Source organism: Streptomyces sp. NPDC001100, from assembly GCF_053598575.1.
On the sequence record NZ_JBSFKO010000034.1, the window covers coordinates 101,213 to 116,340 of the forward strand.

General features: G+C 69.2%; 12 protein-coding genes and 2 tRNA genes. 5 read left to right on the forward strand and 9 right to left on the reverse strand.

The features are described from left to right. Window positions 1-153 precede the first annotated feature (153 nt). Window positions 154-858, forward strand: a complete 705-nt coding sequence (locus ACWDEW_RS36890) for a DUF5324 family protein (RefSeq protein WP_450518880.1) — start codon at window positions 154-156, stop codon at window positions 856-858. 419 nt (window positions 859-1,277) lie between these two features. Here ACWDEW_RS36890 and ACWDEW_RS36895 read toward each other — a convergent pair. Then, window positions 1,278-1,350: transfer RNA gene (locus tag ACWDEW_RS36895), tRNA-Ala, on the reverse strand. A 180-nt stretch (window positions 1,351-1,530) separates the two neighbouring features. Between ACWDEW_RS36895 and ACWDEW_RS36900 the strand changes: the two genes are divergently transcribed. Together ACWDEW_RS36900 and ACWDEW_RS36905 are read left to right on the forward strand one after the other, a co-directional pair. Further along, window positions 1,531-2,079, forward strand: a complete 549-nt coding sequence (locus ACWDEW_RS36900) for a helix-turn-helix domain-containing protein (protein WP_019073558.1) — start codon at window positions 1,531-1,533, stop codon at window positions 2,077-2,079. A gap of 130 nt (window positions 2,080-2,209) precedes the next feature. After that, entirely contained in the window at window positions 2,210-3,574 is a 1,365-nt protein-coding gene (locus tag ACWDEW_RS36905) for a serine/threonine-protein kinase (protein ID WP_450518882.1), read from the forward strand. A 30-nt stretch (window positions 3,575-3,604) separates the two neighbouring features. On the opposite strand, the gene ACWDEW_RS36910 is transcribed toward ACWDEW_RS36905, so the two are convergent. Beyond that, window positions 3,605-5,032 carry a hypothetical protein gene (locus ACWDEW_RS36910; RefSeq protein WP_450518902.1) on the reverse strand — a complete coding sequence of 476 codons (1,428 nt, stop codon included), beginning with the start codon at window positions 5,030-5,032 and terminating at the stop codon, window positions 3,605-3,607. 152 nt (window positions 5,033-5,184) lie between these two features. Further along, the gene (locus tag ACWDEW_RS36915) at window positions 5,185-5,313 is read right to left on the reverse strand and encodes a DLW-39 family protein (RefSeq protein ID WP_003999697.1); all 129 of its coding nucleotides are present in this window, start codon (window positions 5,311-5,313) and stop codon (window positions 5,185-5,187) included. Between the two features lie 337 nt (window positions 5,314-5,650). Here ACWDEW_RS36915 and ACWDEW_RS36920 point away from each other — a divergent pair, with 337 nt between their 5' ends. Both ACWDEW_RS36920 and ACWDEW_RS36925 read left to right on the forward strand, forming a co-directional pair. Then, the gene (locus ACWDEW_RS36920) at window positions 5,651-6,013 is read left to right on the forward strand and encodes a DUF6344 domain-containing protein (RefSeq protein WP_450518884.1); all 363 of its coding nucleotides are present in this window, start codon (window positions 5,651-5,653) and stop codon (window positions 6,011-6,013) included. Between the two features lie 248 nt (window positions 6,014-6,261). Beyond that, window positions 6,262-7,125, forward strand: a complete 864-nt coding sequence (locus ACWDEW_RS36925; protein WP_450518886.1) for a nuclease-related domain-containing protein — start codon at window positions 6,262-6,264, stop codon at window positions 7,123-7,125. A 62-nt stretch (window positions 7,126-7,187) separates the two neighbouring features. Here ACWDEW_RS36925 and ACWDEW_RS36930 read toward each other — a convergent pair. The 6 genes from ACWDEW_RS36930 to recF all read right to left on the reverse strand — a co-directional run bounded on the left by ACWDEW_RS36930 (window position 7,188) and on the right by recF (window position 15,012). Continuing rightward, a tRNA-Ile gene (locus tag ACWDEW_RS36930) sits at window positions 7,188-7,264 on the reverse strand. A gap of 160 nt (window positions 7,265-7,424) precedes the next feature. Beyond that, window positions 7,425-8,255, reverse strand: coding sequence for a DUF3566 domain-containing protein (locus ACWDEW_RS36935; RefSeq protein ID WP_450518888.1), 831 nt, complete (start codon window positions 8,253-8,255; stop codon window positions 7,425-7,427). An 18-nt stretch (window positions 8,256-8,273) separates the two neighbouring features. After that, window positions 8,274-10,868, reverse strand: a complete 2,595-nt coding sequence (gyrA, locus tag ACWDEW_RS36940) for a DNA gyrase subunit A (RefSeq protein WP_450518890.1) — start codon at window positions 10,866-10,868, stop codon at window positions 8,274-8,276. A gap of 42 nt (window positions 10,869-10,910) precedes the next feature. After that, window positions 10,911-12,971, reverse strand: a complete 2,061-nt coding sequence (gyrB, locus tag ACWDEW_RS36945) for a DNA topoisomerase (ATP-hydrolyzing) subunit B (protein ID WP_450518892.1) — start codon at window positions 12,969-12,971, stop codon at window positions 10,911-10,913. A 353-nt stretch (window positions 12,972-13,324) separates the two neighbouring features. After that, entirely contained in the window at window positions 13,325-13,894 is a 570-nt protein-coding gene (locus ACWDEW_RS36950) for a DUF721 domain-containing protein (RefSeq protein WP_450518894.1), read from the reverse strand. After that, on the reverse strand, window positions 13,891-15,012 hold the full coding sequence (gene recF / locus ACWDEW_RS36955; protein WP_450518896.1) for a DNA replication/repair protein RecF: 1,122 nt from the start codon (window positions 15,010-15,012) through the stop codon (window positions 13,891-13,893). Before recF ends, ACWDEW_RS36950 begins: the two co-directional genes overlap by 4 nt. Window positions 15,013-15,128: the final 116 nt, after the last annotated feature.

A 15,128-nucleotide genomic window follows, 5' to 3' on the forward strand; every position in this document is an offset into this window, starting at 1 on the left:
CCCCCGTTCCCCCAGTTCCCCCGCATTCATCCGCTATTACCCGTGATCGTGACCCGGATGCCCGCCCTCACATGCCCCGTCGCCCTCTGGCAGGCATGATCCGTATTTGGGTGGACAGACGAAGAAACGTACGCCACCGAGGAGGAGGAACCCGTGACCCGCATCGACAGCGTGCGCTCCGCGACCGGCTCGGCGAAGGACAGCGTGCTGCACGCCGCGGAAGTGGTGGCGCCCTACGCCGACACGGCCAAGGACAAGGCCGCGTTCTACGCCCACGAGGCGCGCGTACGACTCGCGCCCAAGGTGTCCTTGGCCGCCGACCAGGCCCGTGTGCAGTACGACGCCCATCTCGCACCCCGCCTGGAACAGGCCCGCACCCATGTACCGCCGAAGGTGGACCAGGCCGCCCAGGAGGCCGCCGTCCGCACCCGCAAGGCCGCTCAGCAGGCCGCGGAGTACTCCCGGCCGCGGATCGAGCAGGCGGTCGCCGCTGCCGGTCCGGTCAAGGACGAGGCCGCCGCGCGCGGTGCGGCAGCGCTCGCCGCGCTGCGTGGCCAGGTCTCGCCCAAGGAGATCCAGAAGCTGGTCCGCAAGCACGAGCGGCGGGCGAGGGCAGGCCGGCTCGCGAAGGGGCTGGCGGTGCTGGGCATCCTGGCGGGCGGCGCTTTCGCCGCCTGGAAGTGGTGGGACAAGCAGGCCAACCCCGACTGGCTGGTCGAGCCCCCGGCCGCGACCGAGGTGCCCGAAACGGGCCATCTCTCCTCGGTGGACGGCAGCGGTCAGTCCGTGCTCGACCCCGAGGTCCAGGCGAAGCAGGCCGAGGACGAGGCCGCGGCGGACCGCGACGAGCACCACTGACATCCGACATACCGTCAACATCGCGGTGGGGCAGGAGACTTGAGGGTCTCCTGCCCCACCGCGATGTTTCACGTGGAACAGTCGCGCGAGCCGGGAAACTCCCTTGATTTACGCAAGCTGCCCGCGATGACGTTTGCAACGCCCCAGGTGAACAAGTACCGCAGGGACTCCCTTAACGGACCGCACACCCCTGATTACACGACCGCATTCAGCCAGCTCACACACGTCCCGCACATCGGCACACACGTTCCCCACACCGCGCCGAGCACCACCCCGGCGACCGGGCGGGCCCCGCCCGGCGTCGATATTTGCGCAAACAACTGCAACGACGAGCAACCGTTTATGTGACGCACGTCACCTCGCAGGCACAAACAAACACCGGCCGGACGCCACTGAGGGCGACCGGCCGGTGCGGGATGTGGAGCCTAGGGGAGTCGAACCCCTGACATCTGCCATGCAAAGACAGCGCTCTACCAACTGAGCTAAGGCCCCGCTAGAGAAGCGTCCGACCGGCACAACCGCGCGCCGGTGGGCTTCGGGGACCAGCGTACCGGGTCACCCCGGGTATCTCGCAAAAACTTGGGGCTCCCGGTGGACGACCACTCTCCGTAAGATGCTCGTCGTGGTTCGCTAGAGCGAACCACGGTTTTGGGGAAGCGATGGGGAGACGCAATGGACGCCGCACAGCAGGAAGCCACCGCCAGAGCGCGGGAGCTGCAGCGGAATTGGTACGGGGAGCCTTTGGGGGCGCTCTTCCGTAAGCTCATCGACGATCTTGGCCTCAACCAGGCTCGTCTCGCGGGGGTGTTGGGACTCTCCGCGCCGATGCTGTCCCAGCTGATGAGCGGTCAGCGGGCGAAGATCGGCAATCCCGCGGTGGTACAGCGGGTGCAGTTGCTGCAGGACCTGGCGGGACAGGTCGCGGACGGCAGCGTGAGCGCGGCCGAGGCGACCGAGCGGATGGACGAGATCAAGAAGTCCCAGGGGGGCTCGGTGCTCAGCAACACCACGACCACGACGAGCAGTTCGGGAGCGCCCACGGTCAAACGGGTGGTCCGCGAGATCCAGTCGCTGCTGCGCTCGGTGGCCGCCGCGGGCGACATCATCGACGCGGCCGACACCCTCGCCCCGAGCCACCCCGAACTGGCAGAGTTCCTCCGGGTGTACGGCGCCGGCCGTACCTCCGACGCGGTCGCGCACTACCAGTCCCACCAGAGCTGAGCACCACGGCCCGGCCGTCGATCGGGGGTTCGGCAGCCGGGCACAGGGCAACTGGCGCGAGGGGGAGTCGTATCGCTCGTCTCGGGGGAAGCAACGGAGGTAGCCGAAGGGGGAGGAGCGACGTACAGCCATGGGTGAGGTCTTCGCCGGCCGGTACGAACTGGTCGACCCGATCGGGCGCGGAGGTGTCGGCGCGGTCTGGCGTGCCTGGGACCACCGCCGGCGCCGCTATGTAGCGGCCAAGGTCCTGCAGCAGAGCGACGCGCACTCGCTGCTGCGCTTCGTGCGGGAACAGGCGCTGCGCATCGACCACCCCCATGTGCTCGCACCGGCCAGCTGGGCCGCCGACGACGACAAGGTCCTGTTCACCATGGACCTGGTGGCCGGCGGTTCGCTGGTCCACCTCATCGGGGACTACGGCCCGTTGCCCCCCGCGTTCGTCTGCACGCTGCTCGACCAGCTCCTCTCCGGTCTCGCCGCGGTGCACGCGGAGGGTGTCGTGCACCGTGACATCAAGCCCGCCAACCTGCTCCTCGAAGCCACCGGCGCGGCCCGTCCACGGCTGCGCCTGTCCGACTTCGGCATCGCGATGCGGCTGGGCGAGGCACGCCTGACGGAGACCGACCTCGTGGTGGGCACGCCGGGTTATCTCGCGCCCGAGCAGATGATGGGCGCCGAACCCGACTTCCCCGCCGACCTGTTCGCCGTAGGACTGGTGGCGCTGTATCTGCTGGAGGGGGCCAAGCCCGACTCCAAGGCGCTCATCCAGTACTTCGCCGAGCACGGGACCCCGGGGGCGCCCAAGGGCGTTCCCGAGCCGCTGTGGCAGGTCGTGGCGACGCTGCTGCAGCCCGATCCACAGGCTCGCTTCCGGACGGCCACGGGGGCGCGTAAGGCGCTCGCGGCGGCCGTGGAACTCCTGCCGGAGCCCGGCCCCGACGACGAGCTGATCGAGATCTTCGACCAAGTGGGGCCGCTGCCAACGGGGTTCGCGCCCGAGGGCCCACTGAAGCGGGCCTCCGGGGTGGACACGGGGCCGACTCCGTCGCACGGAACGGGGTTCGGGAGCGGTGCGCGTACAGGTACCGGTGCCGGTACAGGTGCGGGTGCAGCTGCGGGTACTGACGCCGCGGGCTCCGTCTTCTTCGACCCGCGGCAGGACATCTCCCGGCCGTCCGCCTCGACGCTGAGCCCGATCCCGACGCCGACGCCCACCCCGACCCCGATGTCGGACACCGGCAGCTTCCACCTGCCGCCCCCGCAGACTCCACAGCTCCCCCATGTCCTGCCCTCCCCCCAGCCGCGCGCCGAAGCCTCTACTGCTTCATACACCGCCCAGGTCCCGCTGGTTCCGCCTACCGCGCCGCCGTTTCCGCAGCACCATGGCAGGCGCGCCCGGCGTCGCCCCGGGCCGCCCGCGAAGGTGGCGATACCCGTCCTGCTGCTGGCGCTGGCCTGCTACGCCGTGGGGTTCTGGGCACTGACCCGCGTCTGACCGACCGGTGTCGGAAGGAGTACGGGACGGCTACGTCGTGGCCCGGCGCCGGGCCGCCACCGTCCACGCGGCGAGCATGGCCAACAGCACGCTGCCCGCGCCGATCCCGGCCACTGCGAGCACCTTCATCGCGGTGTCGCCTCCCCCGCCGCTCCCCGTCACGGCCGCCGCACGGTCCTGCGAGGTGACGTCGAAGACGTTCCGGGGTTCGGACTGCCCCTCGTACCCGGGCCCCGCGTGCGCCGTCCCGGCGACGCGCACCCGCAGCGTCACCGGGAACGGCCCCTGGCCGAAGTCGTCGGCCACCTGCGCGGCGAGGTGCACGACGAGGTAGTACGACCCGGCGAAGCGCATCCCGCTCTCGTGGTCGACGACGAAGTAGCGGTTGCGGTACTCGACGGGCGGCAGGGCTTCGAGGGCGGCCGATCTCACCCTGCCCTGATAGCCGACGCCCGCCTCGTCGACGGAGGCGCGCACGGGGTTGTAGAGCGCCAGGTCCAGCGCGCGGCTCACATAGCCGCTGCCGGCGTCCGAGGCGTCCAGGTCGGCGGTGACGGAGAGCTGCTGGCCCCAGTCGACCGGCACCTTGTAGAAGAGGGTCCCGCCGGGTGCGATGTCGCCCCGCCACACGCCCTGTCCCACGGTGACCGCCCCGGCGAACCCCGAGCCGCCCGCACGACTCCGGGCCTCCCCCGTGACGGGCTCGGGCGAGGCGGAGTTCCAGACCTGGGGCGCGTCGGACGTGCCCGCCCGGGCGAGCGGCGGTTCCGACACCACGGCGAGTTCCAGCCCCCAGGTGTCCGACGAGGAACCCGTCGCGTCGACACGTTCGACGAGTACGTAGTAGTGCCCGCCCCCCTTGCACAGCGCCGTGCCCGTCTCCCTCGCGGCCCAGGCGGCCACGGGGTGCGGGCTCCTGCTGGCCCCGAAGGTGGCGCTCTGGTGGGTGCAGCCGGTGCCGGCGGCGTTCTGCAGCGACACCCTGATCCCGTCGGTGGCGGCGACCGTGGTGCCGGCCGGGGGCACGGCGGTGACGGAGACGTAGACGTCGGACACGGCGTCGAGAGTGAGGCCGTAGTAGAGGACGGCGCCCTTCGGGAGGGAACTCCGGTACGTCCCGCCCGATTTCAGGCCCACGGCGCCGGTCGGCCCGGTCGCGCCGTTGACGGTCCGGTCGCCCTTGTCGTAGCCGTAGGAGCCCGGCGTCCCGGCGGCGCCGGCGGGCTGCCCGGCCAGGGCCGCGGTGGCACACAGCACGGCGAACACCACTCCGACACGTCGCACGACACCGACGGGTCGTCCGACCGCACCGACGGGTCGTACAGCCGCGCCCACGGTTCGTACGGCCGCCCGGGCAACAGGCGTACGGCCGCCGCCCCGTGCTCGCGTCCGCCACCACGCCGTACGCCGCCGCCCCATCACGCGCCACCCCTCGTCGTTGCTCCGGACGTGGCCCATCCTGCCCCGCACGCGCGCGTGGCATCCCGGCAATGCGGGCGGGCGTCCGAAACGCCCGGGTCGTGGGGGCCGTAACCGCGTTCGCGCGACGGCGCAACACAAAGCCCCGACCGCCAGGCGGTCGGGGCGTGCTCAGAACTGGATCTCGGTACTCACGAACCCGTGGGCACGGAGTCGGTCGCCTCCGTCCACAGATCCTGCTCGGCGCGATCCGCCTGGATCTGGCGGTACACGAGGAGCCCGCCGATGGCGGCCAGTGCGACCAGGAGAAGCTTCTTCACCGCGCGACCTCGTCTTTCCTTGACGTAGGGGACCTCTGTCGCCCGACTATACACACCGACCGATACCGATCGGTGACCTGCCTCCGCGGCCAACTCCCGCCCCGGACAGCGCAGTAGAAGCGGATGGAACCGCTCCGATCGGAGGGTGATCACATCTCCACGGACCGTTAATTTGGTCCCACTTCTACGCTTTCCTTGCATTTTCAGGCCTCTTGCACCCATCCGAGTGGTGTTCATAAGAACATCGACGCGCCGCGGGCGCCGGTCCCACACTTCACGGTCCCCATACACATCATGAGGAAAGTACGCAAATCGCCCAACCTGAAAGTGAGGGGCCATGACCCAGACCAAGGTCATGAAGCTGTGGACCGCCTTCGTCACCGCCTTCATCGCTCTGTGCACCGCGCTCGGACTCATCACGATCACCGCGACGGCCGCCACCGCGGCGACGCCCCAGTCCGGGGCGACCGGCACCAGCGCCATCACACAGCCGACGGCACCGACGATCTCCCCCTGGTCCTTCACCAGGTCCCTGCCCCCCACGATGAAGCAGCGCATCCGCGCCGAGGCCCACGGCAAGTCCCCCAGCTGCCGCCACCGCCCGCCGGCCGACACGGACGAGGCCATGGAGACCGCCGACTCCGCCGAACCCGCCCACACCGAGCAGACGGCACCCCTGGCGGCCCCCCTCCAGAGCTGACCCCCGTCACAAGCCACCTCACCACGCACCCACCGCCCCGACATCTCTGACACAGCGGCGAACTTGCGTACAACGCTCCAGAGAAGAACCTGAAGACCCCCGGCCCGTCGTGGCCGGGGGGTCTCACTGCTGTCGGGCGGCCGCTCCGCGCACGCCACTACTCGGCCATGTTGCCCCGGCGCTCTTGCTGGCCACCTGCTCGGCTGCTGCCATGTGTGGGGGGACGGCGCATATTCGGGGGCGGGCCAATGGGCGATCTCACGGTGAAAGCGTGGAAGCGGCACGGCAAGGACCGGCTCTACGTGAACCTGCCGGACGGGACCACTGTCGCCTGGGCGGACCGGCCTACGAAGATGGTCACGATCAAGGAACAGCGGTATCAGGGGGAGGCCCTGGCACTGCTGCGGCACCATCTCGGCAGTTCGGTGACTCTTCGCCCTGCGCCCACCGCACGCCCTGGAGAGGCTGCCCGGCACCCCGTGCTGCCCGAAGCGACCGTCGCCGACGATCTATCGGAGAACCGTCCCGGTGCGGCCCTGATCGAGGCGATCGCCGCTCGTGGTCCGTCGCCGGCCAAGCGGCTCTTGATGAGGGCGCTGAGACGCCCCTCGGAGTGGGACAGCTGGTATGTCGGGCTCGAAGGGGAGCGGCGGGTGGGCCGGGAGTTGGCACGGCTCTCCCCTCGTGGCTGGCGTGTGCTGCACGGCGTGCCCAAGGGCAACGGTGGTGACATCGACCACTTGCTGATCGGCCCCGGCGGAGTGTTCAGCATCAACACCAAGTGCCATCAGGGCGCCTCGGTCTGGGTGGGCGACACCATGGCCAAGGTCAACGGAGGTCAGCCGGCCCCTTACGCCAGGGCGAGCCGGGCGGAGGCGGCCTACGTCCAGGGCGTGTTGGAGCGGCACTGCGGCTTCCCCGTCCCGGTGGAGCCGGTCCTGGTCTTCGTCGGCGTGACCTCGCTGCACCGCACGGCGACGCAGTACACCGTACGGATCTACCAGGAGCGCGAGGTGTCCGCGCTCGGTCCCCTCACCGGCGGCCTGACGGCCACGCAGATCGAGCAGGTCTACGCCGTCGCCCGACACCGCCGCGTCTGGCTGCGGTCCTGACCCGCGGTTCAGCAGCCGTAGACGCCGAAGACCCCCAACCAACCGGTTGGGGGTCTTCGTGCTGGTGGGGCTAACAGGATTTGAACCTGTGGCCTCATCCTTATCAGGGATGCGCTCTAACCAACTGAGCTATAGCCCCGCCGCGCTGTGCGGAGTGTGTCCCGCGCGCTGACTCCTGAAGATTAGCGCACGACATGGGCAGTCCCAAAATCGATAGTCACAGGACCGCCAGGGGAGGTTTCAACCCCCGTACACCCGCGTTCTCGTCCGGCTTCTCGTCCGGCTTCTCGTCTCGACGCTCACTCGTCCTCGGCGAGCGTGAGCTCGATGCCGCCGACGAAGCCGGCGGAGAGGTTGTAGATGAACGCGCCGAGGGTCGCGAGGGCCGTGGCGAGGACGACGTCGATGACCGCGATGATCGCCGAGAAGGTCAGGACGTGCGGGAGGGACAGGAAGGACTGGAGGTCGAAGCCGTTCGACTCGTTCGAGCCGGTCGCCTCCGAGATCGTGCCGCCGACCGTCGAGAAGACCCCCATCGCGTCCATGACCATCCACAGCACCGCGGACGCCACGACCGTGCAGATGCCCAGCGCGATGGAGAGCAGGAAGCTGACCTTCATCACCGACCACGGGTCGGCCTTGGCCACCCGCAGGCGCGCCTTGCGGGTGCGGGGCGCGGTGCGCGCGCCCGTGCGCGGACGCCGTACGGCACCGCTCTGGGCGGCGGCTGGCCCCTGCGTGGGGTAGGCCTGCGGCGGGTGGTACGGCCCCGCCGCCTGCTGCGGCTGGCGCTCACCGGGGAGCGGTGAGCCCGGCAGCGGAGAGCCGTGCGGCGCACCCGCCGGCGGCGCGGGCGGTGCCGCCGGCTGGGCCGGAGGCTTCGCGCCGGCCGCGGCCGGGCCCGCCCCGGCCGACTGCTGCTGCTGCTGAGTGCCCGGACCTCGGGTGTCCGTCACAGTTCCCCCCTGGGATCCCTGGGATCCATGTGTGTCGGGCGCGTTCGAGTCGGCCTTCTTCACGTCGATCGCACGCAGTTGGGTCGTGTGCGGATCTGTCGCGTTCGCGGCGGAGCCACGGCCGCCGCCGTCCGTGTCCGTACCGGTCGATCCGGCGCCCGTGGCTCCGCTCACGATGACTCTCTCCTCGTGCTACTCGACCGAGGGTGCGTCACCCTCGTCCGTGCCGGTGGTCGCGACACCCTCGGTGGTCTCGTCGACGGCTTCGTCGCCGACGACTTCCTCCGCCTCGGATCCCGCCTCGGCGTTACGAGCGATACCGACGACGGCATCGCGCTTGCCCAGGTTGATCAGTTGGACGCCCATGGTGTCACGGCCCGTCTCCCTGACCTCGTTGACTCGCGTACGAATCACACCGCCGGACAGCGTGATGGCGAGGATCTCGTCGGACTCCTCGACCACCAGCGCGCCGACGAGAGAACCGCGGTCCTCGACGATCTTGGCAGCCTTGATACCCAGGCCGCCGCGACCCTGGACGCGGTACTCGTCAACAGCGGTCCGCTTCGCGTACCCGCCGTCTGTGGCAGTGAACACGAACGTACCGGGTCGAACAACATTCATCGAGAGAAGCTGGTCGCCCTCGCGGAAACTCATGCCCTTGACACCGGAGGTGGCACGCCCCATGGGGCGCAGGGCGTCGTCCGTGGCGGTGAACCTGATCGACTGTGCCTTCTTGCTGATCAGCAGCAGATCGTCCTCGGACGAGACGAGTTCGGCACCGATCAGTTCGTCGTCGGAACCGTCCTCCGTCTCACGGAGGTTGATCGCGATGACACCGCCGGAACGGGGCGAATCGTAATCCTTCAGAGGCGTCTTCTTGACCAAGCCGCCCTTGGTCGCGAGGACCAGGTAGGGCGCCGCTTCGTAGTCGCGGATCGCGAGGATCTCCGCGATCGCCTCGTCCGGCTGGAAGGCGAGCAGGTTCGCGACGTGCTGCCCGCGCGCGTCGCGGCCGGCGTCCGGGAGTTCGTACGCCTTCGCGCGGTAGACGCGACCCTTGTTGGTGAAGAACAGCAGCCAATGGTGCGTGGTCGACACGAAGAAGTGGTCGACGATGTCGTCTTCCTTGAGCTTCGTGCCGCGTACGCCCTTGCCGCCGCGCTTCTGGGAGCGGTAGTCGTCGGCCTTGGTGCGCTTGACGTAGCCGCCGCGCGAGATGGTGACGACGATGTCCTCCTCGGCGATGAGGTCCTCGATGGACATGTCACCGTCGAAGGGCACCAGCATCGTCTTGCGGTCGTCGCCGTACTTCTCGACGATCGCGGCGAGTTCCTCGCTGACGATGCCGCGCTGGCGGACCGGGGAGGCGAGGATCGCGTTGTACTCGGTGATCTTCGCCTGGAGTTCGTCGTGCTCCTGGATGATCTTCTGGCGCTCCAGGGCGGCCAGCCGGCGGAGCTGCATCTCCAGGATGGCGTTCGCCTGGATCTCGTCGATCGTCAGGAGCTCCATCAGGCCCGTGCGCGCGATCTCGACGGTGTCGCTGCGCCGGATCAGCGCGATGACCTCGTCGATGGCGTCCAGGGCCTTCAGGAGGCCGCGCAGGATGTGCGCCCGCTCCTCGGCCTTGCGCAGCCGGAACTTCGTGCGGCGGACGATGACCTCGATCTGGTGCGCCACCCAGTGCCGGATGAACGCGTCCAGGGAGAGGGTCCTCGGCACACCGTCGACCAGGGCCAGCATGTTGGCGCTGAAGTTCGACTGGAGGTCCGTGTGCTTGTAGAGGTTGTTCAGTACGACCTTGGCGACCGCGTCCCTCTTGAGGACGATGACGAGGCGCTGGCCGGTACGGGACGACGTCTCGTCGCGGACGTCGGCGATGCCGCCGACCTTGCCGTCCTTCACCAGGTCGGCGATCTTCTGCGCGAGGTTGTCGGGGTTGGTCTGGTACGGCAGTTCCGTGACCACCAGGCACTGGCGGTTCTGGATCTCCTCGACCTCGACGACCGCGCGCATGGTGATCGAGCCGCGGCCCGTGCGGTACGCCTCCTCGATGCCCTTGCGGCCGACGACGAGCGCGCCGGTCGGGAAGTCAGGGCCCTTGATGCGCTCGATCAGCGCGTCCAGGAGCTCCTCGTGGGAGGCCTCGGGGTTCTCCAGGCACCACTGGGCGCCCGCCGCGACCTCACGGAGGTTGTGCGGCGGGATGTTGGTGGCCATGCCGACCGCGATGCCCGCCGAGCCGTTGATCAGCAGGTTCGGGAAGCGGGCCGGCAGGACGGTCGGCTCCTGGGAGCGGCCGTCGTAGTTGTCCGTGAAGTCGACGGTCTCCTCGTCGATGTCACGGACCATCTCCATGGACAGCGGCGCCAGTTTGCACTCGGTGTAGCGCATGGCGGCGGCGGGGTCGTTGCCCGGGGAGCCGAAGTTGCCGTTGGAGTCCACCAGCGGCATCCGCATCGACCACGGCTGCGCGAGGCGGACCAGCGCGTCGTAGATCGAGGAGTCGCCGTGCGGGTGGTAGTTGCCCATGACGTCGCCGACGACGCGGGCGCACTTGTAGAAGCCCTTCTCGGGCCGGTAGCCGCCGTCGTACATGGCGTACAGGACGCGGCGGTGGACGGGCTTGAGGCCGTCGCGGACGTCGGGCAGGGCGCGCGACACGATGACGGACATCGCGTAGTCGAGATACGAGCGCTGCATCTCCGTCTCAAGCCCCACGGGCTCGACGCGCTGGGCGATGATCGCGCCCTCTTCAGGCGTGCTGGGAGTGTTCTCGTCGGCCATTGCTGGTGAAGATCCTTCCTGATGCGGTCAGCTGAGACCGACTCAGATGTCGAGGAAGCGGACGTCCTTGGCGTTGCGCTGGATGAACTGGCGGCGCGCCTCGACGTCCTCGCCCATGAGGACCGAGAACAGGTCGTCGGCCTGCGCGGCGTCGTCCAGGGTGACCTGGCCGAGGACGCGGTGCTCCTGGTCCATCGTGGTGATGCGCAGCTCCTCGGCGTTCATCTCGCCGAGACCCTTGAAGCGCTGGATCGAGTCTTCCTTGATGCGCTTGCCGTTCTGCCGGCCCAGCTCGATCAGGGCGTCGCGCTCACGGTCCGAGTACGCGTACTCGAAGTCGTCGCGGCCCCACTTGATCTTGTACAGCGGGGGGCGCGACAGGAACACGTGCCCGGCCTCGACCAGCGGCCGCATGAAGCGGAACAGGAAGGTCAGCAGCAGGGTGGAGATGTGCTGACCGTCGACGTCGGCGTCCGCCATCAGGATGATCTTGTGATACCGCAGCCTGGCGATGTCGAAGTCCTCGTGGACCCCGGTGCCGAAGGCGGAGATCAGTGCCTGGATCTCCTGGTTCTGCAGGATCTTGTCGATCCTGGCCTTCTCGACGTTGAGGATCTTGCCTCGGATCGGGAGGATCGCCTGGTACTGCGGGTTCCGGCCGGACTTGGCCGAGCCGCCGGCGGAGTCACCCTCGACGATGAAGATCTCGCACTTGGTGGGATCGTTCGACTGGCAGTCGGACAGCTTGCCCGGCAGGGACGCGGTCTCCAGCAGACCCTTGCGACGGGTGAGGTCGCGCGCCTTGCGGGCCGCCACGCGCGCGGTGGCAGCCTGGATGCCCTTGCGGATGATGTCCGAGGCCTCGTTCGGGTTGCGGTCCAGCCAGTCGTTCAGGTGCTCGTAGACCGCCTTCTGTACGAAGGTCTTCGCCTCGGTGTTGCCGAGCTTGGTCTTGGTCTGGCCCTCGAACTGCGGCTCGGCCAGCTTCACCGAGATGATCGCGGTCAGACCCTCGCGGATGTCGTCGCCCGTGAGGTTGTCGTCCTTCTCGCGGAGCAGCTTCTTGTCGCGCGCGTACTTGTTGATCAGCGACGTCAGCGCGGCACGGAAGCCCTCTTCGTGCGTACCGCCCTCATGCGTGTGGATGATGTTGGCGAAGGAGTACACACCCTCGCTGTAACCACTGTTCCACTGCATCGCGACCTCAAGGGACAGGCTCTTGTCCTTGTCCTCCGCCTCCAGGTCGATGACGGTCGGGTGCACCACGTCTCCCTTGCGGGAGTTGAGGTACGTCACGTAGTCGACGATGCCGCCCTCGTAGTGGTACGTGACGGTCTTGACCTCGTCCTTCTCGTCCGCACCCGCCTCGTCGGCACCGGCCGTGGCCTTCGCCAGCTCGCGCTCGTCAGTGAGTTTGATCGTCAAACCCTTGTTGAGGAACGCCATCTCCTGGAAGCGCCGCGACAGCGTCTCGAAGGAGTACTCGGTGGTCTCGAAGACGTCCGGGTCGGCCCAGAAGGTGACCGAGGTGCCGGTCTCGTCCGTGGCCTCGTGCTGCGCGAGCGGGGCGGTGGGGACGCCCAGCTTGTAGTCCTGCGTCCAGCGGTAGCCGTCGGTCCTGACCTCTACGGCGACCTTGCTGGAGAGCGCGTTCACTACGGAGACGCCCACTCCGTGCAGACCGCCGGAGACCGCGTAGCCGCCGCCGCCGAACTTGCCGCCCGCGTGCAGCACGGTCAGCACGACCTCGACGGCGGGCTTGCCCTCGGACGGGACGATGCCCACCGGGATGCCGCGGCCGTTGTCGATGACGCGCACGCCGCCGTCGTGCAGGATCGTGACGTCGATCGTGTCCGCGTGGCCGGCCAGCGCCTCGTCGACGGAGTTGTCGACGACCTCCTGCACCAGGTGGTGCAGGCCTCGCTCACCGGTCGAGCCGATGTACATACCGGGTCGCTTGCGGACCGCGTCCAGACCCTCGAGGACGGTGATGGCGCTGGCGTCGTACGAGGCGGTGACCTCGCCGTTCGAGGAGTGAGCCTCGCCGTCGGCGCCGGCGTCGGTGGACGGGATGTTCTCGTTGGGGTTGCCGGAATCGGCCACGAAGCGCCCTTTCTGGCACAGCACAAGCCAGGCTCCCGGCGGTTGGCCGGAGCGGCTGCGGCGTGTTGCGTTGGTAAGCCTTAGTCAGCGTTGCTCGGTGTGTGTCCCACAAGTGGGGCGGGATTGCTTCCAGTCTACCGGTAGCGCCGACAGTGATGGGGGTTTGCCGGTACCTGAGTCCTCATGTGCCGCCCTCAACCGGTCTCTCCCGACTCCCCATATGCGGAACGGGGCTCAAAGAGGCTTACAGCGGCACTCAGCGCTTCCGGGTATGAACCCTTTGCTACTCCTGGGTCAGGTCGCTGTTCGCAACCGCGTCCGGTCACCGACCCGGGCCCGCACTGTGATGTCAGTCACCCATAGGTGTCGCCGGGACCCGTGCTCCCGGGAGCCCGCAGCGGGCCGTAGCGGCGAGGCGGTCCACCAGGGTTGAGCACCTTGATCATCCGTACGGTGCCGTGTCCCAGGTCCTCGTTGAGCCTGGCCACCAGGGTGGGCGTGAGGTGCCGCAGCTGGGTCGCCCAGGCCGTGGAGTCGCACTGCACGACCAGCACCCGCTCGTCCTCGTCGTACTTCTCCGGTACGCAGTGCTTGGCCAGGTCATCGCCGACGATCTGCGGCCAGCGGCCCATCACACCGCCCACCGCGGCCGGCGTCTCCCAGCCGCGTTCGTTCAGCAGCCGGTTGATCGCAGCGCCGAGTGCCATCGGGTCGCGGCCGTCGGCGCGCGCGCCGGAGCGCAGGCCCCCGCGCCGCGCCTGCTTCTTCTGCTGCGCCGCGTCCCCACGCGCGCGTGCCTGTTCCTTCGCCGCGCGCAGCGCCACGCGCGCGAGGTCGACGCCGGAGGGTTCGGCGACCTTCTTGGGTGCGGGTTCCCCGGCCGCGGGGCGCTCGGGGCGCGGGGCGGGCTCATTCGTGCTCATACGCGCTCCACCGCCCCCTCCGCCACGCTGTACCGCGTCCCCGCCAGCACATGCGGTACGTCGTCGTCGACCGCCGCCGTCACCAGTACCTGCTCGCCGGGCGCCACCAGCTCGGCAAGCCGCTCCCGGCGGCGCGTGTCCAGCTCGGCGAACACGTCGTCGAGCACGAGCACCGGCTCATTGCCCTCGGCCCTGAGCAGGTCGTACGACGCGAGCCGCAGCGCCAGCGCGTACGACCAGGACTCCCCGTGCGAGGCGTACCCCTTGGCGGGCATCTGACCGAGTTTGAGAATCAAATCGTCCCGATGGGGTCCTACGAGGGTGACGCCTCGCTCGATCTCCTGCTTGCGCGCCTCCGCGATCGCCGCCATCAGCTGCTCGTAGAGGTCCTCGCGGGTGTGCGCCTCACCGGGCGCCGACGGCTTGTACTCCAGCGCCACCGGGCCGCCGCCGGGCGCCAGTTGCTCGTACGCCTTGTCCGCGAGGGGCTGCACCGCGGCGATCAGATCGAGCCGCTGGGCGAGCAACTCGGCGCCCACGCGCGCGAGATGCTGGTCCCACACGTCGAGCGTGGACAGGTCCATCGAGCGCCCGCCGTGCCGCCGCGCCAACGCGGCCGACTTCAGCAGGGTGTTGCGCTGCTTGAGCACCCGCTCGTAGTCGGAGCGGACGCCGGCCATGCGCGGGGAGCGGGCGGTGATCAGCTCGTCCAGGAAGCGGCGCCGCTCGCCCGGGTCGCCCTTCACCAGGGCGAGGTCCTCGGGCGCGAACAGCACGGTCCGTACGATGCCCAGCACGTCCCGGGGCCTGACCTGCGAGGACCTGTTGATGCGGGCGCGGTTGGCGCGGCCGGGGTTCAGCTCCAGCTCGACCAGCTGCTGCCGCTCGCCCTGTCGGACCTGCGCCCGGATGATCGCGCGTTCGGCGCCCACGCGGACCAGCGGGGCGTCGGAGGAGACGCGGTGGCTGCCCAGGGTGGCGAGATAGCCGATCGCCTCGACGAGGTTGGTCTTGCCCTGCCCGTTGGGGCCCACGAACGCGGTGACGCCGGGGTCGAGCGGAACGTCGACCCCGGCGTACGAGCGGAAGTCGGCCAGCGACAGATGCGTGACGTGCATGGTCGTTCACCGACCTCCCCCAGGTTGTGGATCCACGGGCCGGGGCCTGTGGATCTGTGGACTACTTGGTCTCGACGGCGTGGCCGCCGAACTGGTTGCGCAGGGCCGCGACCATC